We start from the raw sequence: 24,729 nt of genomic DNA, 5'->3' as shown, positions 1-24,729 counted from the left end.
AATTCTCAAGAAAAAAGCGACCATCTAATAGCGACGCACCTGTTCTTTTCAAGAATCCAGGACACAAACCCAACATTTTTGTGGTATCAAGCTTTTTTATAAACCGATTGGTAGGGTGAAGCGACTAAAGTCTGGAAGTGCGATCGCACTTCCACAGTGCTAATACCATTTCCGCCCCTTCCCTTCAAATCCCTTCTTCCTCTTCACCGCTAGACTCGCCTGAAAAAAGTAATTCTATATCCCGATAACCGCTGACTATTCTCACAATTTCAATATTTCCACTGACAGCTCGATAAAAAATCAAGTAATCTTCTACTAAAAAACTCCGCAAACCCAGCTCCAATTCATCCCGACTTCTCCCTATACTTGGAAAATCAACCAATAACTTGCACTGCTGCTTAATCGCTTCCTTGAGTCTTTTCGCAGAATCCGGGTTAAACTGAGCAATATAGCGGACAATCTCTTTCAATTCACGCTTCGCTGAAGGTGCTAAAATATACCGAGTCATTACTTGACCTCCTCAGCTTGCTGCATTTGCGCCTCTATCCGACAAATATCTTCCTCGATTTCATCAAATACCTCTTCGCCATCAATCCCTTCACCGCGATCTAATTCTTCTATCCCTACTCGAATTTTTTCCTTCAAGTCAGCAAGACGCTTCTCCTTAATGCGATCGCGCTCCCACAACAACCGCAAAGCTTCCCCCACCATCTCACTCGCTGAGGAATATTTACCTTTTTTTACCTGTTCTTGGATTAACCGTTCGAGTTCTGAAGTCAAAGATATATTCATCACAATTTGCTCCGCTATCGACATTTTTATGATACCGCTTTTAATATCAGTTGCACAGTTTAATCCTTACTTTTTGGCAGCCTTAAGTAGGTAGGTGCAAATAAACTTTACCGCTGGTTACAGAATGTGTATTGCTGTCATAACCCCTGCGATTGCTTCGTTTCACTGCGTTTCACTCGCAATGACATACATACATATTTTCCGACTCATCTACTTAGCTCAAACGAAGTGCGTAGGCGTAGCCAGCCACAGGCATCGCCCAACCCAGCAAAAGTACGCGCGGCGCAGCTATCCCTCTTCGTGAATCGCCCAACCCACCCGCCTCAACTCCCCAGACTATTCCACCAAATCTTCGATCGAGAATTTCAGTAAATCACACAGCGCCTTCATCTGTACGGGGTAAAGCTTGGGTACGTGTCTGTCAGTCTCCCAGTTGATCACCGTCGATTGCACAACATGGCACGCCTTTGCCACTTGTATCCGAGTTAAACGGAGACTTTCACGTCGTTTTCTTAGCTTTTGTCCCAGCGTCATTATCTATCCCTCATGCAGTTGATTATATGTATTCAGTTGACTATATGTAGTCAACTGAAGATCTACATTAATTGACTATATATAGTTAATTATTTTAGGCAATTTTTGTCAAAAACTATTGACTTTATAGAAAGCCATTGGTAAAAATAGGAACTACAAACAACCTAATTTCTCTAGTCTTCTCTGAAATTAGGAACTAGACGCGCCAAGTCTGAAAAAAAGTCAAAAGCCAGTCCGCGCCCTCGACAAGCATTGAACTGGCTTTGGCGACCATTCCCGTGCAGAAAAATCCAACACTAAATGGAGACCAACTTAATTATGCCTTACAAAGACCGCCTCAACAGGTGGCTGATAGTTCGTTTGCTGCCCAATATGCAGCGAATTACTGTAGCCCATTTTTTCAGGCATTCTGATGCTGACGGCCATCTGCGGATTATCCGACAGTTAATCCCGAATGCTCACTTTGTCATTGTGTTTAATGCTGATGTCAATCCTTACGCTGTTCCTAGCAGTAGCGAAAGCAGCTAGAAGTTTGTCATAAAGGGCGATCGCACTTCTCGATCGCCCGATCGCCCTTTTCTGTCTTAGCTTAAACCAATTGCGAGGGCGATTCACGAAGAGGGATAGCTGCGCCGCGCGTACTTTTTCGACAAAACTTACGCAACTTCTTGAGAGCGCAAAAACTCAGCAAGTCTATTTGTAGCATTTCGTAGGGGCAATCCCCCCGTGGTTGCCCCTATTTTTTTGATCAACCCTAAATCACACTCTCTTCTGATTTTTACTCGGACTTTGTACTTGAGTGTACGACTCATTCGTAAAATAATAATGACTGTGCGGTTCATTCTTCGGACTCACCCCATTCACTACCATACCGAGTACGTGTTGACTAGATTTCTTTAACAAATCTTTAGCAAAAGCCACACTACCAGAATACAGCACTCCCGGCCGCGCCACCAATAAAATACCATCTGCCTTTTTACCCAGGATCAGAGCATCAGCAGCTACGTTCAAAGAAGGACTATCAATAACGACTAAATCGTAATTACTCGAAAATTGTTTAATTAATGAAGTTATCCGCTGCGATTCCAATAGAGCCATTGGGTTAGGCGGAATCACCCCACAACTGAGCACATCTAAATTATCCATCACTTGGGCGATCGCACTTTTCAACTCAGCTTGTCCCACAATCACATTGCTCAAACCCACCTGATTAGCAAGTTCCCAAATTCGGTGCTGAACCGGGCGGTGCATATCCGCATCTACCAGCAAAACCCTTCGTCCCAATTGAGCCACCGTCGCAGCCAAATTAGCAGCTACCGTAGACTTCCCCTCATGCGGGAGTGAACTGCTAACCACAATCACCTTTAGTTGTGTATCCGAACTAAGAAACCTCAGATTTGCTTGAAGCATCCGGTAAGCAGCACTGACATTAGTGTGAGGAGTATCTTTCACAACAATTTGTCGAGAAGATGGTTCCGAATCCCCAGCACCAGAACTAGGCCGCAGGAAATTTCGCCAGCTATTTTTTTGAAATTTATGAGCAGGAATCACGCCCAGCAAGGTGAGTCCAAACAATTCCTTTGCTTCCTCAATAGTTTTGACAGATTTGTCTTGAGATTCTAAAGCTATAGCCGTAGCTATACCTAGCAAGGTTCCCAGCAAACTACCCGAAACTAGCAATAGAGATTTGCGAGAAGCAATTGGTTCTTGAGGAACACTAGCTTTTTGGATAATGCGAGCGTTACCCACTTTCTGACTTTCTGCGATCCGAATTTCCTGAAGTTTTTTTTGCAATTCTGCATAAGCAGATTCGGTTTCTTGCAGTTTTCTGGATAGCTCGCGCTGTTCTTTCTCCAGCTTGGGCAAATTATGTACCCGCTGCTTGTAGCTAGCTAGCGCGTTTGATAAAATAGAAACTCGCTCAGCTAAACCTTGCCGCTCTACATCTACTTTGACAAACTCTTCGATCAGTCTTGGCTTCACTTCTCCTATCTGCAAATTTCCGTCATACCCTTGTTGCTGACCACCCGGAACCTGCTGTATTTGCTTGTCCAGTAGAGCTTTCAGGGTAGATTTCTTAGTTTCTAGCCTAGTTATTATAGGTGAAGTATCCAGATAGCGATTTTGCTCGAGTTTCAACTGCCGTTCTATCTGCTGGTATTCTTTCAAAGCTTCCTGCACAGCACTAGACTGGCTGAGGTTGCTCGCAGTTAATGCCTGCTGCGGATTCATCTGCAATTCTTTTTGGAATGCTTCGGACTTAGCACTTGCTTTGACAAAATCCGACTTAGCGTCATCTATTTGGCTTTCTAAACGCGCCATAACTGACACGGCAGATCTAGCTTCTTCTTCTAAATTAACTACTTTATTGCCTTCTTTAAATCTGCTCAGTTCTGCTGCGGCTTTCCGCATTGAGTTTTCAGCAGTAGGTAATTTTTTTTCAATAAACTGGCGGACAGCCACAGCTTCTAGTCGATTGACTTGGACATTATTTTCTATATAAAAATCCATCATGTTCTTGACAACATCTGCGGCTTCTTTGGATTTTTTACTTTTGTAAGAAACCGTCAGGATATCTGCTCCCCGAATAGTTGTCACTGTCAGGTTTTTCAAAAAGCTTTTGCTTGTTAGAGGGTCGCCTTTTTGATCCTTGAGGTTGAGCTTGTTTATGGTCTTTGCTGCAAGTTCAACAGAACGAATTAGCTCGATTTCGGTAGTCAAGGGGTTGCTTTGCTCTGCTGCTGGAGTCAACTGTCCTATTTCTTTTCCCAATTCTGTTAAAGCAGAGGCAGGATTTGTCTTTTTAAATAAAAGCTTGCCTTCGGCTTCATAGACAGGCTTTTCCTTGAGTACACTATAGCTAGTTAATGCGAGAACCGAGGCAAATACGACTAAGGCGGGCAGCCAGCGCCGCTTGATAATTTGCCAGTATTGCTGAAACCCTATACCAGTTTCTGCGGACTCCATAAATTCCTCCTGAACTTATGACATAAAATGGTTCTATCATATCATATTTCGTCGCCTATGTCAATAATACTTAAGTATTATATTTTTTTGATATATTTAGTATTATTAGAAAAAAAATAATCTGTAGCGGTCAATAAGTGAAAGATTAACCGTGTCTATACTATACGAATTCCATGTAACAGAGGTGCCAATTTATACATATATCTAAATATTATTGGTTTGATAAAGTATTTAACATACTAGAACAACAGCAAGAGGTTGGTGGGATAATAAAGAGCGTACATCAAAGTGGAATCAAAAAGATGGCAGATAGTAGAGCTTCTCTATGCGATCTGGTTTCAGCGATCTGCTTTAGGTTCTCCCCCCGAAGCGGTTAAAAATTTGAGCGTGCGGGTGTGGGTCTACGAATAGCTTATAACAAGTGGCAGTCAAAGGTAGATAAATAGGATAAGTAGGATAAGTAGGATTCTCCCAGACAAGAGGGAAGGAAGATTCTACATTTTAAAGAAGCAATTTGGTACGAGCGTAAGCTGTAGTTGTTGTTGTAGGGCGTGTTATGAACCGGATAATCAGAAAAATCAGCCAAGGTTTGCTGAGATTGAGGAACCGTCATTTTTTGTTGATTGACACGATTTGTTTGGCGATCGCCCCCGTATTGGCGCTAGCTATTCGTTTAGATGATTCTTTTACTCTTGCACCCTACTTGTACGGGCTAGCGGTAGCTACGGTATTGTTCGTTGCAGTAAAGCTAACTGTATTTTATAGCTTCGGGTTCTACAGGCGTTACTGGCGGTATGCCGGTATTGACGAATTGGCACAAATAGCGGTGCTGATCGGTGTGGCTTTAGCCTTAGAAACTATACTGTTCCAAGGGCTGGCTCACCTGAGTATTTTTGGGGTCAACAAACTGCCGCGATCGCTGCCACTGCTCGATGCGATGCTGAGCTTTTTGTTTATTGGCGGCATTCGTTTCAGCATTCCCGCGATCGAAAGGTTGAGCCAAAGACGCCGGAAATTTCAGCGGTGCGATCGCTTGCTGATAGTCGGTGCAGGGAGTGCAGGCATTTCTTTGATGCAGAAAATGCAGCGGAGTTCCCAGCTAGGACTTTACCCCGCAGCTTTCATTGACGACGACCCGAAAAAGCTCAACTTGCGGATTCGCGGAGTAAGTGTAGTAGGCGATCGCCATCAAATTCCCCAAATAGTTAGGTCGTTAAATATCTCTAAAGTTATCATTGCCATACCCACAGCCCCGGGAAGAGAAATTAGAGAAATCGTAGAAATTTGTCAGTCAATTGGAGTGCCAACCAGTACACTGCCCGGTATCAATGAAATCATCAACTGCCGCGTCAGCTTGGGCAGCGTCAGGGAAGTACAAATTGAGGACTTGCTCCGTCGCGAATCCATCCAAACTGATGTCGAGAAAGTTTCCGAATTTATCATAGGCAAAAAAGTTCTAATTACCGGAGCTGGTGGCTCGATCGGCAGCGAACTTTGCCGACAAGTTTTAAAATCAGAACCTGCGGAAATGATCCTTGTAGGACACGGAGAAAACTCTGTATTCAACATTCAACAAGAACTAAACCGGGTGATTTCCCAACTCCAAAAAGCAGGCGAACTCAAAATACATATCCCTCAATTAACAACATTCATAGCCGATATTCGCTTTGTCGATCGCTTAGAGTACGTGTTTGACAAAGTTAGACCAGATATTGTGTTTCACGCGGCGGCTCACAAACACGTACCCATGATGGAATTAAACCCGCCTGAAGCCATTACTAATAATGTGCGGGGAACAAAAAACCTGTTGGATATGGCATTGAAGTACGATGTCGAACATTTTGTGATGATTTCGACTGACAAGGCCGTGAATCCAACTAACATTATGGGCGCCAGCAAAAGAGTTGCAGAAATGCTGGTGCTGCAAGCTGCAAAAAAAAGCGGGAAACCCTTTGTAGTTGTACGTTTTGGCAATGTTCTCGGCAGTCGCGGCAGCGTCGTCCCCACCTTCAAACGGCAAATTGCTGAAGGCGGCCCGATCACCATTACCCATCCAGATATCAGCCGGTATTTCATGACAATTCCCGAAGCAGTGCAACTGCTGTTGCAGGCGGCAGTGCTCGGTGACGGGGGTCAAGTATTCATGCTCGACATGGGGCAGCCAGTCAGAATTGTTGACTTGGCAAAAGATTTAATTCGCCTTTCGGGATATGAGTTGGGCAAAGACATTGATATTGTCTTCACGGGGCTGCGGCCTGGAGAAAAATTGTTTGAAGAACTGTTTATTCCCGGGGAAACCTACGACAAAACTGAACATGAAAAAATTCTGATTCTCGGCAATGCCAGCCGCATTGTCCGAGAAAATATTGAGCAGGACATAGAAGCCCTTTGTCAAGCAGCTCATCGAAATGATGCCAATTTAATTGTGTTTTTGCTAGAGCAGTTAGTGCCTGAATACATACCGGGATATTCAACTGTTAATTTGCACGCCAATATAGCCCAAGAAAAAACGGATATCGCAGAAAATTCTCCGCAGGTTCAGACAAATTCCAACAGTGTTGTATCTGTTGACGTAGAGAATGATTTGAGGCAAGCTCTTAAACTTCAGGAGTTTCGCCTTTACTATCAACCGATAGTATGCCTGGAAACTCATAAGATTACAGGTTTTGAGGGGCTGCTGCGCTGGCAGCACCCGACTCGTGGATTTCTTGTCCCAGACGAGTTTATTCCAGCGGCAGAAGCCACGGGGTTGATTGTGCCTATTGGCGAGTGGGTGTTGCGTCAAGCTTGCAGCCAGTTGCGAATTTGGCAACAGCGATTTGATATTGACGATCCCTTAACAGTCAGCGTGAATCTGACTAGCAAACAGTTTTTCCAACCTGATTTAAGCGAGGTACTCTACCAAATTCTAACGGAAACTAAGCTTGATGCTTCTAGTTTAAAGATAGAGATTCCGGAGCAAGTTGCGATCGACAATTCTGAGCTAGCTACCGCTGTGTTTGTTAAACTCAAAGCTTTAGGGGTGCAATTGCAAATCGATCACTGCGGTTTGAGCGATCGATCTTTAACTCGCCTCCACCGCTTGATACGCATGAAGTATGGGAAGTTCGACAGTTTGAAGCTAGATTGTTCTGTGGTCAGCGGGCTGGAGGGTAATGACGCTAACTTAGAAACTCTCCAAAAAATTATTGCGATCGCGCAGGAGCTAGATATGGGTATGATTGCAACTGGGGTGGAAACCTGCGAGCAAATAGCTCAGCTCAAAGCGCTGAAATGCGTCTACGGCCAGGGATACTTTTTCTCGAAGCCCGTGGAAGGCTCTAAGATAGAGACATTGATTGGCACTATGACTGCTCATAGTTAATGGGGAATTTATTGAGAATTTTCAAACTTACTCAATTTCCCCCATAAAATAGGTTTATCAGTAGGTTAATCCCAGTCTTATGACTTAGCGATCGCAGAATCAACAGTGGAAGGCAGGAAAATTATGAATTTGGCAAAATATATAAAGTTTCCTTTGGGGTCAATCTTGTTGTTTGCGATCGCTTCATACCAACCGACTGTTGCTACTGTTCCTTCTAATCAAACCACAGTAACGTATGAAAGCAGTTCTGAGGATTTTCCCAATCCAGAAAGAGGTTTCTTCGTACCGTTTAACCCTATCGGTAATAACCCAGTTTCTCCCTTGCAGTTATCTGACTTGCAAAAAGTGAGAACTCAGAACATGAGTTTGGTGCGCAGAATTTACCTGCTTTCAGAATTTCGAGAAAAACCGCTATCACAATCTTTCCTAGAGATGATTTCGCAGGACTGCGAGACAGCCCGCCAAGCAGGGGTAAAATTGATTATCAAATTTTCCTACAATTGGCTAGAAGGTGGTTCTGATGCTCCGCGCGACAGAATTATCTCACACTTGGAGCAGTTGAGACCAATTTTGGCAGAGAACTACGACGCGATCGCATACATCCATGCAGGTTTTATTGGTTACTGGGGGGAATGGAATCGTTCGACCAACAATCTGCTAAATACTCAGGACATGAGAACCATTTTATTTAAAATTTTATCGGTACTTCCAGCAGACAGAATGGTAGCGCTACGTTACTCCAAAAATAAAAGAGATATTTATGACAATCAAAATCCCCTTACTCCTGAAGACGCCTTCAACGGTACTTATCGCGCCAGAACAGGTGCTAATAACGAGTGTTTCTTAGCTAGTATAGATGATTGGGGTACATATATGAGTACAGATCCCACAATTGTAGAAAGAGAAAAGAATTTTTTAAACCTGGATAACAGCTATCTAGTTCAAGGAGGGGAAACTTGTAACGCTGACAGAGAAGCACAACCTTATATTGGTTGCCTTAATGCTTTAAAAGATTTACGACAAATGCGCTGGAGTGACTTAAACTCTAGATTTGACCAAGAAGTATTGAAAGTTTGGGAGGATCAAGGCTGTATGCCCGAAATCAAGCGTCGTTTAGGCTACCGCTTTCGTCTTTTGAATTCGGTGATTCCCCACACAATAAAACCTGGTGGTAGCTTTTCAATAAATTTGACACTTGTCAATGATGGATGGGCTAGTCCATACAACCCGCGACGACTAGAAGCGATTTTGCGTAACCGTCAAACCCGAAAAGAATACTATTTGCCAGTACCAGAAGAGCCTCGTCTGTGGATGCCAGGAACTACTAAAATCGTAAATATTAAAGGTGGTATCCCAGCAAATATACCTCCAGGAGTTTATGAAGTATTATTGAACTTACCAGATCCCACTACCAAATTATATAATCGTCCTGAATATTCAATAAGATTTGCTAATCTTAATGTGTGGGAACCATCCACAGGCTATAATTACTTACAAACAAGTGTGATTGTAGCTCCTAAAGCATCAGGAGGTGACTATTCAGGCAAGGATTTTTTTAGGACACGTTAGGCGATCGTGCAAATAGAAGCTCAAGTGGTTGTAACGATGATGCCGCTAATAAAAAATGAGCGTCCAAAATTAACAAAAAACGGATCTGTATTTAATGAAAATTTTGCGCTATAAAAAATGGCTAGATTTTTGGAAAAACTTGACAACTGGGTCTCCCAATCGTCAAATTTTAGGTGCAGCTTTAATAGTTGCTATAGGAACAGCATTAGTCAAATTAGCAGCTTTAGCTAAAGAATTGGCGGTTGCTTGGAAATTTGGCACTACCGATGCCTTGGATGCATTCTTAATTGCTTTAGTGATTCCTTCTTTTATAGTTAATGTTGTAGCCAACTCTTTTAATGTTGCACTGATACCTACCTATATTAAAGTACGAGAACAAGAAGGTATAACAGTAGCTCAAAAACTTTTTTCTGGAGCCACAGTCTGGAGTCTCGGACTACTAGGAATTACGACTCTAGCAATGGTGATGACTGCACCACTGTATTTACCGTGGATTGCAGGTGGGTTCAGTGATGAAAAGTTAGACCTGACATTTAAGCTGCTATGCGCGATCGCGCCAATGGTTCTACTCAGTGGGATGCTCACTATATGGGGTGCTGTTTTGAATGCAGGAGAGCGTTTCGCTTTAGCAGCTATTTCTCCCATTATTACCCCAGCTATTACTATCATATTATTATTGTTAGCCAATTCCTGGGGAGTCTTTGCCTTAGCAGCCGGACTCGTGTTTGGTCAAATATTAGAAATTGTTATTTTAGGAGTGGCATTAAAGAAGCAACACATTTCATTAATGCCAAAATGGTATGGATTTGATACTCATCTGCGTCAGGTAGCTAACCAATATGCTCCGATGATTGCTGGAGGACTTTTAATGTGTAGTGCCGGCTTGGTCGATCAAGCTATGGCAGCACAATTACCATCGGGAAGTGTGGCAGCATTGAACTATGGTAATCGAATAATTGCCTTGCCGATCACCCTAACAACCACAGCCTTAAGCACTGCTGTAATACCATATTTTTCCAAAATGGTTGCGAGTGAAGATTGGAACGCTATACGTCATACATTGAGGCGCTATCTTTTTTTAATCTTTCTCATAACTGTACCATTGGTAGCATTTTTCTATCTGGGATCTGACAAAATTGTTGAGTTCATGTTCCAAAGAGGGACATTTAGTAGCAAAGATACTATTATAGTAGCTCAAATACAAGCATTTTATGCCTTGCAGATTCCTTTTTATGTGGCGAATATTTTGGTTGTAAGGCTGATTTCAGCCTTACAGGCTAATCATATTCTAATGTGGGGATCGGCGATTAACTTAATAGTCAATATCGGCTTAAACTACATTTTCATGAAAGTGCTTGGAATTAGCGGAATTGCATTATCTACAAGTTGTTTATATATGATATGCTTGAGTTTTACATCATACTGGTGTTTCTATTTGTTAAGGAGGCAAAATGACTAATAGTAAAGCCAGCAAAGAATTATGGGATAGCTGGTGGGAAACAGGTGAGCTACCAGAACCAATGAACCCCCACCATCCTCATTTCAGAAATTATCGGGAACTTCGTCTACATCGATATTTTTCTGAGATTTTTTCCAAGTTGGATGCAAAGGAGATGCGATTACTTGAAATCGGCTGTGCTAGATCTGATAAGCTTCCATATTTTGCTAAAGAATTTGATTTTCAAGTTTTTGGTCTAGACTATTCTGAATTAGGGTGTCAACAGGCAGAAAAAATACTGCAAAAAGCTGAAATAAAAGGAAAAATTGTTTGTTCTGACTTTTTCAATCCAGCAGAAAATCTATTGGAAAGCTTTGATGTAGTGATTTCCTTTGGTGTTGCTGAACACTTTCCAGATACCGTTGGCTGTATTACAGCCTTTTCCAGATTTCTCAAGCCTAATGGGATTTTGATTACTCTGATTCCTAACCAGACAGGAAGTATTGGATTTTTCCAGAAAATTTTGGACAGGCAGACGTATGACATACACGTTCTCTTAGATCAGCATCTACTTCAGCTTGTACATGAAGATGCTGGTTTAAAGGTTAACAAATGCGGTTACTTTATGAGTACGCATTTTGGGGTGCTAAATTTAAGCCATCTTAATCCACAACATTCAACAACTAAAATAAAGGCTTTTGTGATGAATAGTCTCAGTCGGATTTCTAAATTGGTTTGGGCTATAGAATACTATACAGCGCCTCTCCCAGAAACTAAGATATTTGCACCATACATTATTTCTGTGGCACAGAAAATAGTTTTGAATCATTAAACTGTGTGTTGAAGCTATCTTATTAACTCTAGTTATCATCTAAAAATAATGCGACTGACTTTACTAACTTCATCCCTTTCCTGTGGCGGTGCCGAGCGAGCAGCGATTTTGATCGCTGAAGGATTGCTTAAAAAAGGTCATCAAGTTTCCTTTGTAACAATTGCTGGAACCGAGAGAGATTTCTACAAAGTACCAGATGGAGTTCATAGATTAGCTCTGGATCTAGCTGGAATTTCACCAACACCATTCCATGCTTTGTGGAATAATCTGTACCGCCTTCGGGTATTAAGACAAACAATTCGAGCGCTTCAGCCAGATGCAGTCATCTCGTTTATGGCTGAAATAAATATCTTGACATTGTTAGCTCTTACCCAGACAAACTATCCTGTTATAGTTAATGAGCAGAATAATCCAGATACTGACACTCAAAACTTGTGGAAGCAATTGCGTCGTTGGATATACCCACGAGCTAACAAAGTGGTGAGCGTCAGTGAAGGAGTCGATAATTATTTTGATGACTGGTTGCCAAAAACACAAAGAGCAGTTATCTTTAACCCGTTGCAACCAATTAACGGTGAGACAGGTACGTTCGATTTACCTCAAGGAGCAGATCCAAATAAAAAATGGGCGATAGCAATGGGTCGTCTGGTATATCAAAAGAATTTTGAACTGCTGCTATCAGCATTTCATAAAATTATCGATCGCTATCCAGACTGGCAATTACTGATATTTGGGGAAGGAGAAATGAGAAAAGAACTTGAACATTTAAGAGATCATTTTGGTTTAGGCGAGCAAGTTCTATTGCCGGGACAAACTAAAAATCCGATCGCAGTTTTCAAATCCTCACAGCTATTCATTTTATCATCTCGTTGGGAGGGATTACCAGCAGTTTTGTTTGAAGCATTAGCCTGTGGATTACCCGTAGTTTCCACAGATTGTCCTAGCGGGCCACGAGAAATTATCCGCGATGGGGTAGATGGTATATTAGTACCAACCGAAGATATGTTAGCCTTAGCTACAGCAATGGATTCTTTAATGTCTGATGAAGAAAAGCGAACAACTCTAGCTGCTCGTGCGCCAGAGGTTAAAGAACGGTTCAGCTTAGAAAAAATAGTAGAAAAGTGGGAAGAATTATTAAAGCAAATTGTGGAGGTTCCGCGATGAGACAAAATGTTGTATTCCTGATCCGGGATTTAAACTATGGTGGCGCTCAAAGGCAATTAGTCACTTTAGTAAAAGGGCTTAACAAACAAAGCTTCGATGTAATAGTCTTATGCTTTTATCGCGGTGGCCCTTTAGAAAAAGAGCTTAAAGACAATGAAATCCCACTAATATGTTTGGAAAAACGGGAACGTTGGGATATATTCGGTTTCTTTTGGCGTTTGTTTCAACATCTTAAACACATACAACCTGATGTCTTGCACGGATACCTCGGCGAATCAAATGTATTAACAATATTCTTAAAGCCATTATTCCCCTCAACCAAAATGATTTGGGGAATCCGTGGCAGCAACACCGATCCCGATCTTTACGGATGGCTGGGGCGTGTACTATCTCAGCTAGAGAGTCTTTTATCTCCCTTTGCCGACTCGATCATTGTTAATTCCCACGCTGGTAAAACCTATTACCTAACACATGGATTTCCATCTGACAAAATGGTGGTAATTCCTAACGGTCTGGATACTAAACGTTTTCAGCCTGATTCAGAAGCTAGGGCAAAAGTAAGAGCAGAATGGAAAATTTCCGAAAACACTATTCTGATTGGCTTGGTGGGGCGATTAAACCCGATGAAAGACCATCCAAACTTTCTCAAAGCAGCAGCATTAATCTGCAAACAAAGACAGGATGTCCACTTTGTTTGTGTTGGTACAGGACTGGAAAACTATGCACAGGAATTGTATGAATTAACGTCTAAATTAGGTATTAATGAACGAGTTATTTGGGCAGGAGCGCGACCAGATATGCCTGCGGTACACAACGCCTTAGATATCGCTACTTCTGCTTCTGCCTATGGCGAAGGATTTGCTAATGTGATTGGAGAGGCAATGGCTTGTGGTGTACCATGTGTAGTAACAGATGTAGGAGATTCCAAGTGGATTGTCGGAGATGCAGGAGTGGTAGTAGCGCCTAGCAATGCTCAAGCTTTATTTGCGGGGTGGTTAGAAATATTACAGATGAATAGAGAAAAGTTATCTATAATGGCTAGAACACGCATTAAGGAAAATTTCCAAACTAAGGTACTTTATGAAAAAACCGAAAACATATTAATATCTGTAATCAGACAAAGGTAGTTTGAAATGCTAGATTCTGCTTACTTGGTTTTGCTATTTATTATACCATTAATTGAAATATTTAGAAGGAAAGAAAATCCCATAGATTTTCTAACCATGTTTAATTGTGCTTTTATAATGTGGTATGTTTTACCTGCTTTTCTAATAGCTTTTGACCCTGAAAATACAGTCACAGGTTCGTGGATAAATATTATTGGTTATACAAACAAAATACAAACTGCTTTAGCAATATTTGTCGGATATTTTTTTGTACTAATTGGCTTTTATTCAAAGTCAGCTAAAAAGTTTGGACAACGTATAGTGGTAAACGCTCGTAACAATTTGATGATTTTGGGATATGCCATTTTTTTGCTTCTATTTTCTGCTATGTCAGTTCAGATATATAGTTCAGCTTTTGGTGGAGTTGTCAATGCAATCACACAGTCAATAGCCGTTAGATCTGGTACAGAACAGGCCGGTTCACTAGGATTTTTCATCAGATTTCTAGGAGCAGCAAGCTTCTCATCTTATTTATTATGTGCTTTTGTATTTACGAAGGATATCAAGACCAAGACAGGAAAATTGTTGATAATTCTATCATTTGCTTTCTCACTAGTCGTAACAGTTTCTTCTTTTTTGGTGAGGGCTGGGCGCTTTGACGTTCTCTACTACTTTCTTGGATTTTACCAAATTTATATACTTAAAACCAGAAAAATACCCTGGTTGTTTAGTGTTATTTTGGTTGTTTTAATGGTGTTATTCTTATTTTATGGTAAAAATCTTTTCTCTAGCTTAGCGGCTATTCCAGACGGTATTGATGCTGTTATTGATAGATTTAACAAATCTGCTGAGGGTAGCACAGATGGTGAAGGATTTAGTTTATACAAGTTTATGGACAACTTTTTTTTTACCGTTTTTTCGCTGGACACAGCTTTTGGTGCAGACTATGAAATACGCTGGTTCGTAGATTTGATCTATGGGTTTCTTTCTTTAGTCCCAGATCGTTTACTAGGTACGGAATCACCGGAAACAATATTAGCTTATAACACCAGGTATATTACAGGAGCATTTGATTATTCGATACCAACAGGCTTTCTTGCTTTTGGTATATATAGTCTGTGGTGGCCAGGACTGATTATAGTTTGTTTAACTTATGGGTGGTTAGGTGGGTACTTACAATCTGTGATGGAAAAGCATATCCAAGATGTATTTTGGATGCCGTCTTTTTATACAGCAGTAGCTCAAATATGGGCAATCATGCAAACAGCCGATCCAGAAACATTTTTGCAATCTCAATTCATATTATTAGTATCAAGTACGTTATTGATATTGGTAGGAACTAAAATATCTATTCTGCGACAGAAAAGTTAATATATAACCAAAGCTATGTATAGCCTTTCTCACAAAGGTGAGGTATGCCAGATTCTATGTACATCAAGGTTTTCGACCTTTGATATATACCTCATCTATCTGAGAACCGCTATATGTTCTTTATTGGCCCAGCAAAATAAGTCCTTTTTGTATTAAAATTAATATCAGACAAATCGATGTATGCTAAGATAGTGCAGAAATAAAATTAAAACTATGGGTAATAAAAATATTTCCGAGAAAAAAGTGTCAATTATATATATCACTACCGGACTGTCAACAGGTGGTGCAGAGAGAATGCTCTACAATTTGCTGTCCAGAATAAATCGGGAGCGGTTTAGTCCTGTTGTGGTTTCTTTAATGGATCGTGGGACGTGGGGCGATCGCATTGAAGCTTTAGGCATCCCTGTCTATATAATGGGCATGAAGCAAGGTAAACCTACACCAAAATCTATTTGGCAATTTATTCATCAAATCCGCCAATTAAAACCTGACCTTATACTAGGCTGGATGTATCATGCTAATTTAGCGGCACAGTTAGCTGGTATTTTTACCTTAAAATCTATACCTGTAGTGTGGAACATTCGTCATTCTATTTACTCATTGGATTACGAAAAACCAGCTACATCAGCTATAATTAAGATTCTAGCTAAAATTAGTAGTTTTCCTGAAAAAATCTTATATAACTCAAAAACAGGTGCTAGTCAACACGAACAACTTGGATACCAAGCCTCTAAAACCCTTGTAATTTCCAATGGCTTTGATCCAGAAAATTTTATGCCTTCACTTGAGTTTCGGACTAGTCTTATAAAAGAACTCGGACTAGAAAGTGATACTTTTTTAATTGGTCGGTTTGCTCGCTATCATCTAATGAAAGACTTTGCTAACTTCCTTGAAGCGGCAGCAATCTTACTCAAAGATTATCCCGACGTACATTTTTTATTGGCTGGGGATGAAGTTAATTGGGAGAACCAAATATTATCTCAACTAATCCATGAGTTAAAAATTGTCGATCGCATTCACTTACTTGGCGATAGACAGGATATTCCTCGTCTTACTGCGGCCTTAGATATCGCTTCTTCTTCTTCATTCTATGGAGAAGCTTTTCCTAATGTTATTGGTGAAGCCATGTCCTGTGGCGTACCTTGCGTTGTCACGGATGTTGGCGATTCAGCTTGGATTGTCTCTAATACTGGAAGAATAGTATCTCCAAAGAATCCAAAGGCATTGGCTGATGCTTGGAAAGAGTTAATCAAAGTTGGTTTAGAAGGCAGGAATGCTTTAGGAAAGGCGGCAAGAACCAGAATTATCGAAAATTTTTCCTTAGATTCTATTGTAGCTCAGTATGAGGAATTGTATGAAAGTGTGTTAATTAAAAAAAAATAAAAATTTACCACCACATTGAATTAGTTGTCATCCAAAGGTGAATAATATGATAGGTAATTTTTTTTATGCTACATATCATCAGAGAACTTTCAACAGGCGGTACAGATAAAATGCTTTATAATTGGCTATTCTGGGATAAATTTGCTCAATTTTTATAGGTTTAGAGAATTAAATGTGTGGAATAACTGGTTTGTTTGATGCCGTTCAGCAAATGTCTGCTCAAGAAATGGGGTCTGTAGCTGAAAAGATGTCGGATAGCCTCGAACATCGGGGACCAGACGATCGTGGCATTTGGGTAGATGCCCAGAAAGGTATTGCTTTGGGACATCGACGCCTCGCTATTATTGATATCTCGCCGGAAGGACACCAACCGATGGTATGTGCGGACGGTCGTTATGCGATCGCGTTTAATGGCGAGATTTATAACTTTTTAGAGTTAAGAGGCGAACTTGAGCGGTTAGGTCACCGCTTCCGGGGTCATTCTGATACTGAGGTAATGCTGGCTAGCTTTAGCGAGTGGGGGCTAGATCGGGCAATTCGGCGTTTCAACGGAATGTTTGCCTTTGCCTTGTGGGACTGTCAAGAGGGGGTTCTGCATTTGGGGCGCGATCGCTTAGGAGAAAAACCCCTTTATTACGGCTGGGTGGATCAAACTTTTTTGTTTGGCTCTGAACTAAAAGCTCTGAAAGCTTATCCTCATTTTCAGGCGGAAATCAACCGAGATGCTTTGACATTGTTTCTTCGGTATAGCTACATTCCTGCGCCCTATTCAATCTACCAAGGCATCTACAAGTTACCTCCCGGAACAATCCTCACTTGTAAAAGTGCAGGTACTCATCAGGAGCCAGTACCTTATTGGTCTATCAAGGAAGTGGCGACATTCGGTGTTGCCAATCCTTTCACAGGTTCGGAATCGGAAGCAGTGGCAGAGTTAGATGCGCTCCTGTGGAATGCAGTGGGGCTTCGAGTAGTTGCAGATGTACCTTTAGGCGCTTTCCTTTCAGGAGGGATTGACTCCTCCACAGTGGTAGCTTTGATGCAGGCTCAAAGTAGTCAACCAGTGAAAACTTTTAGTATCGGTTTTGATGAGGATGCCTACAATGAAGCCAAGTATGCCAAGGCTGTAGCACAGCACCTGGGTACAGACCACACAGAACTTTATCTGACTCCAGAAGAGGTGCTGGGAGTCATCCCGAAGTTGCCAAGTTTATATGATGAACCCTTTTCCGATGTCTCTCAAGTACCTACCTTTCTGGTATCACAGTTAGCTAGACAGCAGGTAACAGTAAGTCTTTCAGGCGATGGTGGCGATGAAATCTTTGCTGGGTACGAACGCTATTTTTTGGCTAACAGCATTAGGCAGAAGATAGACTGGATACCCTCAGGACTGAGATCGATGGTCGCGCATAGCTTGACTAGCTTATCTCCTCAAACTTGGGATCGAATTCTGCCTAACTTTAGTGCTTTACTGCCACTGAACCTTAGAAACTCTGTCTCAGGTGATAGATTGCACAAACTCGCTGAAATTGTGGCAGATGCCAATTACAAAGCTATGTACAGAAATTTTGTTTCTCACTGGAAAGACCCAGCAGAATTAATTATTGGTGGCTCAGAGCCACTGACAGCTATGAACGATCGCTTTGACAGAGCTGATTTCCCAAATTTCATAGAATGGATGATGTATCTCGATACCGCCACCTTTTTACCGGACGATATCCTTGTCAAGGTAGACCGAGCTAGCATGGGTGTGAGTTTGGAAGTTCGCGTACCGCTATTAGACCATCGGTTGGTGGAATTAGCTTGGCGAATGCCACTATCTATGAAAGTCCGTCATGGTCAAAGCAAATGGTTGTTGCGTCAGGTATTATACAAATACGTGCCTAGAAACTTGGTAGAGCGGCCAAAAATGGGATTTGGTGTTCCGATTGATAGCTGGTTGCGCGGTTCTTTGCGGGATTGGGCAGAAGCGTTGCTAGATGAAAAACGGTTGCGCAGAGAAGGGTTTTTTAATCCACAGCCAATTCGCCAAAAGTGGGCAGAACACCTGGCGGGCGATCGCGATTGGAAATACTGTTTATGGAATGTGTTGATGTTCCAAGCTTGGTTAGAGGAAAATTATTAAGTCACAAAGCCAACTTATGAATAGCCTTTTGATTGTCACTACCATTCCAGCTACTCTCCAGGCATTTCTTCTCCCTTTTGCTCTTCACTTCCGCAAAAAAGGCTGGAAAGTAGATGCAATGGCTCAAGGAATTTCTGAGTCTGCTGAATGCTTGCAAGCATTCGATCGCGTCTGGGATGTAAAGTGGTCTCGCAATCCTCTAGATCCCCGCAATTTAATTCTTGCTCCTCAAATAATTAGAGAGGTCGTCGCCCAGGAAGCATACGACATAATTCACGTACACACCCCTGTAGCAGCTTTCGTTACCCGGTATGCCCTCAAAGATTTGAAAAAGCAGGCAAAATTCAAAGTAATTTACACGGCTCACGGCTTTCACTTTTATCGCGGCGGGAAACCTCTAAAAAATACCGTCTTTCTCAATTTAGAAAAATTGGCTGGAGCTTGGACTGATTACTTAGTAGTAATTAATCGCGAAGATGAAGAGGCTGCAAAGCGCTATGGTATCCTGCCATCAGAACGAGTCCGCTATATGCCGGGAATTGGCGTAGATATCGATTATTACAGTCCCGATGCTATTTCTGAAACTGATGTTAAACAAGTACGTCAGGAAATGGGAATCACCCAAGAAAATCCTCTATTCCTGTCAGTAGCCGAATTTATTCCCCGCAAGCATCATCGGGATGTGATCCTAGCGTTTGCTAAGTTAGAGCGATCGCAAGTCCATTTAGCCTTGGCCGGCGACGGCCCGCTGATGTCAGAAATGCGGCAATTAGCATCTGATCTAAAAGTAGAAAAACGGGTGCATTTTCTAGGGGAACGCCGGGATATTCCCACTTTGAGCCGTGCCTCAGCAGCTACGCTGCTGGCTTCTGAACAAGAAGGACTTCCCAGATGTGTAATGGAGTCTTTTTGCCTCGAAATTCCGGTCATCGGAACAGACATTCGGGGTATCCAGGATTTGCTGGAGGGAGACTGTGGCTTTTTGATTAAGGTAGGAGATGTGGAAAAACTTGCTGAAGCAATGGCTTGGATATTAGATCACCCAGAAGATGCCTTGGCGATGGGCAAGCGTGGGCGATCGCGCATGGCTACACATGATTTGCAGAACATTATCAAACTGCATGAAACTTTGTATAACGAGGCGATGCACTTATCATAAATTCTGCAAAATTATGATGAGCGGTTAGTCTTCCAGCGACCAGCAGAATTTTATCGGGAATTAGGCGTATCCTATCTTGAAATTGCTGACTTATGAGTACAGAGATGAAGCCCATAGTTAGGTCAAGGAAGTTTTTTCCAAGTTTATGTTTTATTTGATAGTGGCACAAAAAATGTTGGGTATTAAATATTTTGCAACAACTCTTATGTATTGCCTTGGGAATAAACCTAGCACTTTTTCACAGACTTCAAAATAGAAATTAGGCATTCTGAATTTTATGCTTTTTGCGCACCAATATGAATCAAGTTTTGAATACCCTAACTGGCTCAGGATTTGATGTAGTTCGGCATAAGTCCACTCTTTCAAATGAAAGCATTCTGGCTCATCGGAAAAATAGGCAGATACATCATGCGGACCTCTGAATGCGTGTGGTGTTATAAATATGTACTTGCCACCTTTTTTGAGAATACGATATGCTAATTGAAAATGAAGCTGAGTTTCTTCGGGATGAAAGTGTTCGATTATTTGATCGCTAAACAAGATGTCAATGGAATTTTCTTCGATCCCTTCAAGAGAGTAACCATCATATATAATTAATTTGAAATTATCAGGCGCATTGTGGTTTGGGTTGCGCTGATCTGAAATATCTATGCCATATGCACAGTTAACATATTTGGCAACTTCCATAGCAAATCGGCAGTCCCCAGGACCAAATTCTGCGAAGACAGTTGATTGATCTATAAGCCCACTGAGGGTAGCCAATTTGTTCTTATTTGCTATTAGAGTAAGTTGTTCATTGTCTCTTCTAGTCAATCTTGGGTGATCTGGTACTTTACCAAATAATTCATCATACATCGTGGCATAGATAAGTTTTCGGTCTTCAAGACTAGATACCTTGATTCTGTCGGCAATGGCTTTCTCCACCAAATAGTGATTTTGAATTTGTTCAAAACTCCGATTAGGAGGTAATGTTTTTTTTAATTTCATGGTAGTTTTTTTGTAAACTTATACTCTTGATTGTTTGCACCTAATCTTAACACGTCCGTGAAATTGTCGGAGCGAGAATTCGTTACTCATTACCAAAATTTAATAATTCTTAATATTTTTGACTTGCGTAAATAATTTGATACAAAAAATAACTATTTTTGACATAAATCAACTTAGCTTGTGCAATGATTTACTCATTTGCCTCTATAATGGTAATTGTTTGTGGGTATCGCCATTTGTTTTTTTTACTGCAATACTTAGATATATAGCGGTTCTCACCAACATGAGGTGTACCAGATTCTATGAATTTCAGGATTTTCGAGCATTTGTCTGTACCTCACCTACCTGAGAAAGGCTATAGTGGCGATCTCGATTTACATCCATTTACATATGTATCGTCCTGAAGATGCTTCCATCATGGCAAAGCGCGGACGAGAAGGAATGACGGAGTATGGATTGCCACAGATCCTGAAAGTATATGAAGCTCTTTATACTGAAGCTCTATCGGTGTAAATTATGCAGTCTTTTATTAAATTAAGAAACTTAGATATTAGAAATGACCAATGATTCAATAGCGATTCAACCGAACATGAAATTACTTATTATTTAGGAGTGCATAAAATGCAAATTCAAGTAATTGGTTTATCAGACTCTTTGTGGTTAGAGACTCTGCAAAAAATTCGCCACGATATCTATCATTTGCCTGAATATCTATATTTGGAGTCGATTCGGAACAACGCCCTAGCAGAAGCTATTGTGATAGCTGAAGATGACAAAATCTTTTTTATACCTTATTTTTTGCGTCCGTGCTATGATATATTTGACCAAAGCTTGGCAACACAAGATGTTTTTGATGTTGTCTCCCCTTATGGTTATCCAGGAATTCTGTTGAGTGAGAAGGCAGCTAGTACAAAAGATTTTTTAGAGTTGGCAATGAATCAGCTAATCTCTGTATTGCGTGCCAAGGGAGTCTGTTCGGCATTTTTTCGGCTGCATCCGATACTTAACAGCGGATTTAAGGAAATTTTATCGCCCGATATTTGCAAATTAAATGGAGAAACTGTATCTGTGAATTTGAAACTCTCCGAAGCGGAAATATGGAGTCAAACTAGATCGGAACACCGCACGAGTATTAATAAGTTAAAGCGCTCTGAGATGACAGCAAAAATCGTTCCATTTCAGGACTATATCAGCGAGTTTATTTCGATTTACCATGAAACAATGGATCGGGTAGAGGCTGGGCGATCGTACTATTTTGATGATGAATATTTTTCACATTTCTCTAAACTAGGTGAAAAAGTTCACTTGTGTATAGTATAATTAGAGGATAAAGTTACTTGTTCAGGGATATTTACCGAGTGTTGTGGAATAATTCAATATCACTTGGGAGGAACCAGAAGCGAGTTTTTTAAACAAGCACCTAGCAAACTGATGTTTGATTATATTCGATTCTGGGCTAAAGAACGCGGCAATCAACTTTTTCATCTAGGGGGAGGTTTAGGAGGTTTCCAGGACAGTCTCTACCATTTCAAGGCAGGTTTTTCCAAGCAAAGACATACTTTTTTGACGCTGCGGATAATTACAGAGCGAACTAAATATCTCGAACTGATTGAACTGCGTGCAAGATTTTTGAACACAGAAGCAGATAAACTGCTAGTTACGGATTTTTTTCCGGTCTATCGTTCTCTTTATTGATGGTAAGTTTATGAGTGACAACAAGGAAGTTTACAGCACTGTAGCATTTGAGGAGTGGGCTTATAAAAAACGTTTACTCACTCAGGAAAAATTTTTGCTCGAAAACTATTTAGATAAAAGAGCAAAAACTTTAGAAGCTGGAACCGCAGGAGGAAGAATTTTGTTAGAGATGAAAAAAATTGGTTTTACATCTCTTTACGGTTATGACTACGTGCCAGAATTCATTGAGCAGGCAAGACAGAAAGATTCGAGCGGCAGTATTTATTTTGAGGTGGAGGATGCAACTAGATTAAATTACAAAGATAATGATTTCGATCAGATCATTTATTTACAGCAAATAATTTCTTCTATTGATGATGCCGAAGCCAGGTTAAAAGCCCTGAAGGAGGCTTATCGAATTCTCAAAAATGAGGGAACGGCTTTATTTTCGTTTCTAAGTTTTGATGCCAGAAAGAGCAGTGTTATGTATTCGTTGTTCTTGATGTATTTGGGTATGTTTAGGAATTTGCGGGGATCGAATCGGACAATTCAGTATCTGCCTTGGCTTAAGCATGGTGGGAAAGTAAACTTGTCGGCGCTTGTCGATCGGGAACCTTATGTCTATTGGTACAAGGTTGAAGAGGTTTACCAGCTTTTAAGAGAAGTCAATTTTGAAGTGGTTGCTATTGGTTCTGATTTTCAGATTAAACAAGGCAAAATGCACCAGTCAATTGAAACATTAGTCAAAGAACCGATTGCAGGGATGCTTTACTTTGTGTGCAAAAAGTAAATTTTAGTTAATTAAGACTTTCGCACACCAAACATAGGCAAAAAATAGTTTAAGGTGGTATTAACTTGAGTTAAAGTATCAGGAATTACGCAGATACGCTATATACAACATATTCGATGTATATGTGATGCACAATCTTTTGGATCTACCTATGTAGCGGGTTTGCCAATAGTTGCTACTGTACTTCATAAACCTGGGATATGCTGTATATAGTGTTTTGTAGGGTAATCCGTGCGCGAGCGCCCCTATCCGTCAATGGAAAATAATGGTTTCAGACTACGAAATAAAAACTGTCCGAACTATTGATAAAGTGATATTCATAGTGTAGCAAAAGAAGGAGTAGTAACAACAGAGATTTTAGACCATCCAGAGGAAGCTCAACATATGGGCAAGCGCGGACGAGAAAATATGGTTAATTATGACCTACCACATATCCTCAAGCAATACGAGGCTTTGTATGCTGAAGTCAACAATCAACAATCAACAATCAACAATCAACCCATGAGTAATATTGTTACAGGCGCGGCAGGTTTTATCGGCTCTAACTTAGTCGAAACTCTTTTAAACCAAGGTGAACAAGTAATCGGTGTTGATGAAGTCAACGATTACTACAATCCCGAATTGAAGAGAAAAAATCTCGCTCATTTTGAAAAAAATCCGAATTTTCAACTAATTGAGGGCAATATCTTATCTTTGGATTGGAAACCGCTATTAGCAAATGCAGAAGTCATTTACCACCAAGCAGCCCAAGCAGGAGTCCGTGCTAGTTGGGGAGACGGTTTCCGCAGCTATACGGAACGCAATATCAATGCAACTCAGGTACTCCTAGAAGCCGCAAAAGATGCACCGCAACTGAAAAAGTTTGTATTGGCTTCGTCTTCGTCGGTGTACGGCAATGCTGAAACTTTTCCTACTTCCGAAACTGCCTGCCCTCAACCAGTTTCTCCCTACGGGATTACCAAATTAGCCGCTGAACGTTTGGCTTCGCTTTATCATCACAATTTTGGCGTTCCCGCAACCATGCTGCGGTATTTCACTGTTTACGGGCCTCGCCAGCGTCCCGATATGGCATTTCACATATTTTTTAAGTCAATTTTGCGCGGCGAAGCGATTTCAATTTACGGAGACGGACAGCAAACGCGAGATTTTACATTTATCAGCGATTGCGTTGCCGCTAATTTAGCTGCCGCTAAAGTGCCGGAAGCTGTCGGGGAAATATTTAATATTGGAGGGGGAAGTCGAGTTGCTTTGGCGGAAGTTATTCAGACTATGGAAAGCATTGTCGATCGCCCGATTCGCATCAATTACCTAGAATCGAGCAAAGGAGATGCGCGAGATACTAGCGCTGACGTATCGAAAGCTCAGAAAATCTTGGGATATCAGGCACAGGTTTCTTTGAGGGAAGGGTTGAAGCAAGAATGGGAATGGGTGCAGTCTTTGTACGGCTAGAAGGTGCTGAACCTACTCATCTGCTGAA

19 protein-coding genes are annotated in these 24,729 nt (G+C 41.2%); 14 read left to right on the top strand and 5 right to left on the bottom strand.

Annotated features, from left to right (window positions below):
• Window positions 1-184 precede the first annotated feature (184 nt).
• The 3 genes from QUB64_RS15415 to QUB64_RS15405 form a co-directional block, all read right to left on the bottom strand.
• Complete coding sequence (locus QUB64_RS15415) at window positions 185-508, bottom strand: type II toxin-antitoxin system RelE/ParE family toxin (RefSeq protein WP_333271339.1); 324 nt, start codon at window positions 506-508, stop codon at window positions 185-187.
• Window positions 508-792: a type II toxin-antitoxin system ParD family antitoxin gene (locus QUB64_RS15410; RefSeq protein WP_333271337.1), complete on the bottom strand. Its 285-nt coding sequence runs from the start codon at window positions 790-792 to the stop codon at window positions 508-510. The genes QUB64_RS15415 and QUB64_RS15410 overlap by 1 nt, the downstream gene beginning before the upstream one ends.
• 336 nt (window positions 793-1,128) lie before the next feature.
• Window positions 1,129-1,326: a helix-turn-helix transcriptional regulator gene (locus QUB64_RS15405; protein WP_333271334.1), complete on the bottom strand. Its 198-nt coding sequence runs from the start codon at window positions 1,324-1,326 to the stop codon at window positions 1,129-1,131.
• A 300-nt stretch (window positions 1,327-1,626) separates the two neighbouring features.
• On the opposite strand from QUB64_RS15405, the gene QUB64_RS15400 reads away from it, so the two are divergent.
• Entirely contained in the window at window positions 1,627-1,854 is a 228-nt protein-coding gene (locus tag QUB64_RS15400; RefSeq protein WP_333271331.1) for a hypothetical protein, read from the top strand.
• Between the two features lie 231 nt (window positions 1,855-2,085).
• Here the strand turns inward: QUB64_RS15400 and QUB64_RS15395 are convergent, their stop codons facing one another.
• Window positions 2,086-4,293 (bottom strand): GumC family protein, encoded by a 2,208-nt coding sequence (locus QUB64_RS15395; RefSeq protein WP_333271329.1) that lies wholly within the window; start codon window positions 4,291-4,293, stop codon window positions 2,086-2,088.
• Between the two features lie 556 nt (window positions 4,294-4,849).
• Here QUB64_RS15395 and QUB64_RS15390 point away from each other — a divergent pair.
• From QUB64_RS15390 to QUB64_RS15345, 10 genes are all read left to right on the top strand, one after another.
• Window positions 4,850-7,657, top strand: a complete 2,808-nt coding sequence (locus QUB64_RS15390) for a polysaccharide biosynthesis protein (protein WP_333271326.1) — start codon at window positions 4,850-4,852, stop codon at window positions 7,655-7,657.
• A gap of 123 nt (window positions 7,658-7,780) precedes the next feature.
• Entirely contained in the window at window positions 7,781-9,226 is a 1,446-nt protein-coding gene (locus tag QUB64_RS15385) for a DUF4832 domain-containing protein (RefSeq protein ID WP_333271323.1), read from the top strand.
• Window positions 9,227-9,320: 94 nt separating this feature from the next.
• Window positions 9,321-10,685: a murein biosynthesis integral membrane protein MurJ gene (murJ, locus tag QUB64_RS15380; RefSeq protein WP_333271320.1), complete on the top strand. Its 1,365-nt coding sequence runs from the start codon at window positions 9,321-9,323 to the stop codon at window positions 10,683-10,685.
• A complete protein-coding gene (locus tag QUB64_RS15375; RefSeq protein WP_333271317.1) occupies window positions 10,678-11,496 on the top strand; it encodes a class I SAM-dependent methyltransferase in 819 nt (272 codons plus the stop codon). Before murJ ends, QUB64_RS15375 begins: the two co-directional genes overlap by 8 nt.
• Before the next feature lie 48 nt (window positions 11,497-11,544).
• Window positions 11,545-12,660 (top strand): glycosyltransferase family 4 protein, encoded by a 1,116-nt coding sequence (locus QUB64_RS15370; RefSeq protein ID WP_333271315.1) that lies wholly within the window; start codon window positions 11,545-11,547, stop codon window positions 12,658-12,660.
• The gene (locus QUB64_RS15365; RefSeq protein WP_333271312.1) at window positions 12,657-13,787 is read left to right on the top strand and encodes a glycosyltransferase; all 1,131 of its coding nucleotides are present in this window, start codon (window positions 12,657-12,659) and stop codon (window positions 13,785-13,787) included. The genes QUB64_RS15370 and QUB64_RS15365 overlap by 4 nt, the downstream gene beginning before the upstream one ends.
• Before the next feature lie 6 nt (window positions 13,788-13,793).
• Window positions 13,794-15,137, top strand: a complete 1,344-nt coding sequence (locus QUB64_RS15360; RefSeq protein WP_333271309.1) for a hypothetical protein — start codon at window positions 13,794-13,796, stop codon at window positions 15,135-15,137.
• 213 nt (window positions 15,138-15,350) lie between these two features.
• Window positions 15,351-16,520 carry a glycosyltransferase family 4 protein gene (locus QUB64_RS15355; RefSeq protein ID WP_333271307.1) on the top strand — a complete coding sequence of 390 codons (1,170 nt, stop codon included), beginning with the start codon at window positions 15,351-15,353 and terminating at the stop codon, window positions 16,518-16,520.
• Window positions 16,521-16,692: 172 nt separating this feature from the next.
• Complete coding sequence (gene asnB, locus QUB64_RS15350) at window positions 16,693-18,642, top strand: asparagine synthase (glutamine-hydrolyzing) (RefSeq protein WP_333271304.1); 1,950 nt, start codon at window positions 16,693-16,695, stop codon at window positions 18,640-18,642.
• Window positions 18,643-18,658: 16 nt separating this feature from the next.
• Window positions 18,659-19,801: a glycosyltransferase family 4 protein gene (locus QUB64_RS15345; protein WP_333271301.1), complete on the top strand. Its 1,143-nt coding sequence runs from the start codon at window positions 18,659-18,661 to the stop codon at window positions 19,799-19,801.
• A gap of 150 nt (window positions 19,802-19,951) precedes the next feature.
• Here QUB64_RS15345 and QUB64_RS15340 read toward each other — a convergent pair whose 3' ends face one another.
• Window positions 19,952-20,788: a class I SAM-dependent methyltransferase gene (locus QUB64_RS15340; RefSeq protein ID WP_333271298.1), complete on the bottom strand. Its 837-nt coding sequence runs from the start codon at window positions 20,786-20,788 to the stop codon at window positions 19,952-19,954.
• 621 nt (window positions 20,789-21,409) lie between these two features.
• Between QUB64_RS15340 and QUB64_RS15335 the strand changes: the two genes are divergently transcribed.
• The 3 genes from QUB64_RS15335 to QUB64_RS15325 all read left to right on the top strand — a co-directional run bounded on the left by QUB64_RS15335 (window position 21,410) and on the right by QUB64_RS15325 (window position 24,701).
• A complete protein-coding gene (locus QUB64_RS15335; protein WP_333271296.1) occupies window positions 21,410-22,108 on the top strand; it encodes a hypothetical protein in 699 nt (232 codons plus the stop codon).
• A gap of 385 nt (window positions 22,109-22,493) precedes the next feature.
• The gene (locus QUB64_RS15330) at window positions 22,494-23,252 is read left to right on the top strand and encodes a class I SAM-dependent methyltransferase (protein ID WP_333271294.1); all 759 of its coding nucleotides are present in this window, start codon (window positions 22,494-22,496) and stop codon (window positions 23,250-23,252) included.
• A 501-nt stretch (window positions 23,253-23,753) separates the two neighbouring features.
• Window positions 23,754-24,701, top strand: a complete 948-nt coding sequence (locus QUB64_RS15325; RefSeq protein WP_333271562.1) for an NAD-dependent epimerase/dehydratase family protein — start codon at window positions 23,754-23,756, stop codon at window positions 24,699-24,701.
• Window positions 24,702-24,729: the final 28 nt, after the last annotated feature.

The sequence above is a fragment of the Microcoleus sp. Aus8_D2 genome (assembly GCF_036702665.1).
Lineage (GTDB): Bacteria > Cyanobacteriota > Cyanobacteriia > Cyanobacteriales > Microcoleaceae > Microcoleus.
Note: the sequence above shows the minus strand (reverse complement) of the source record. Positions and strands in the feature narration are given on the sequence as shown.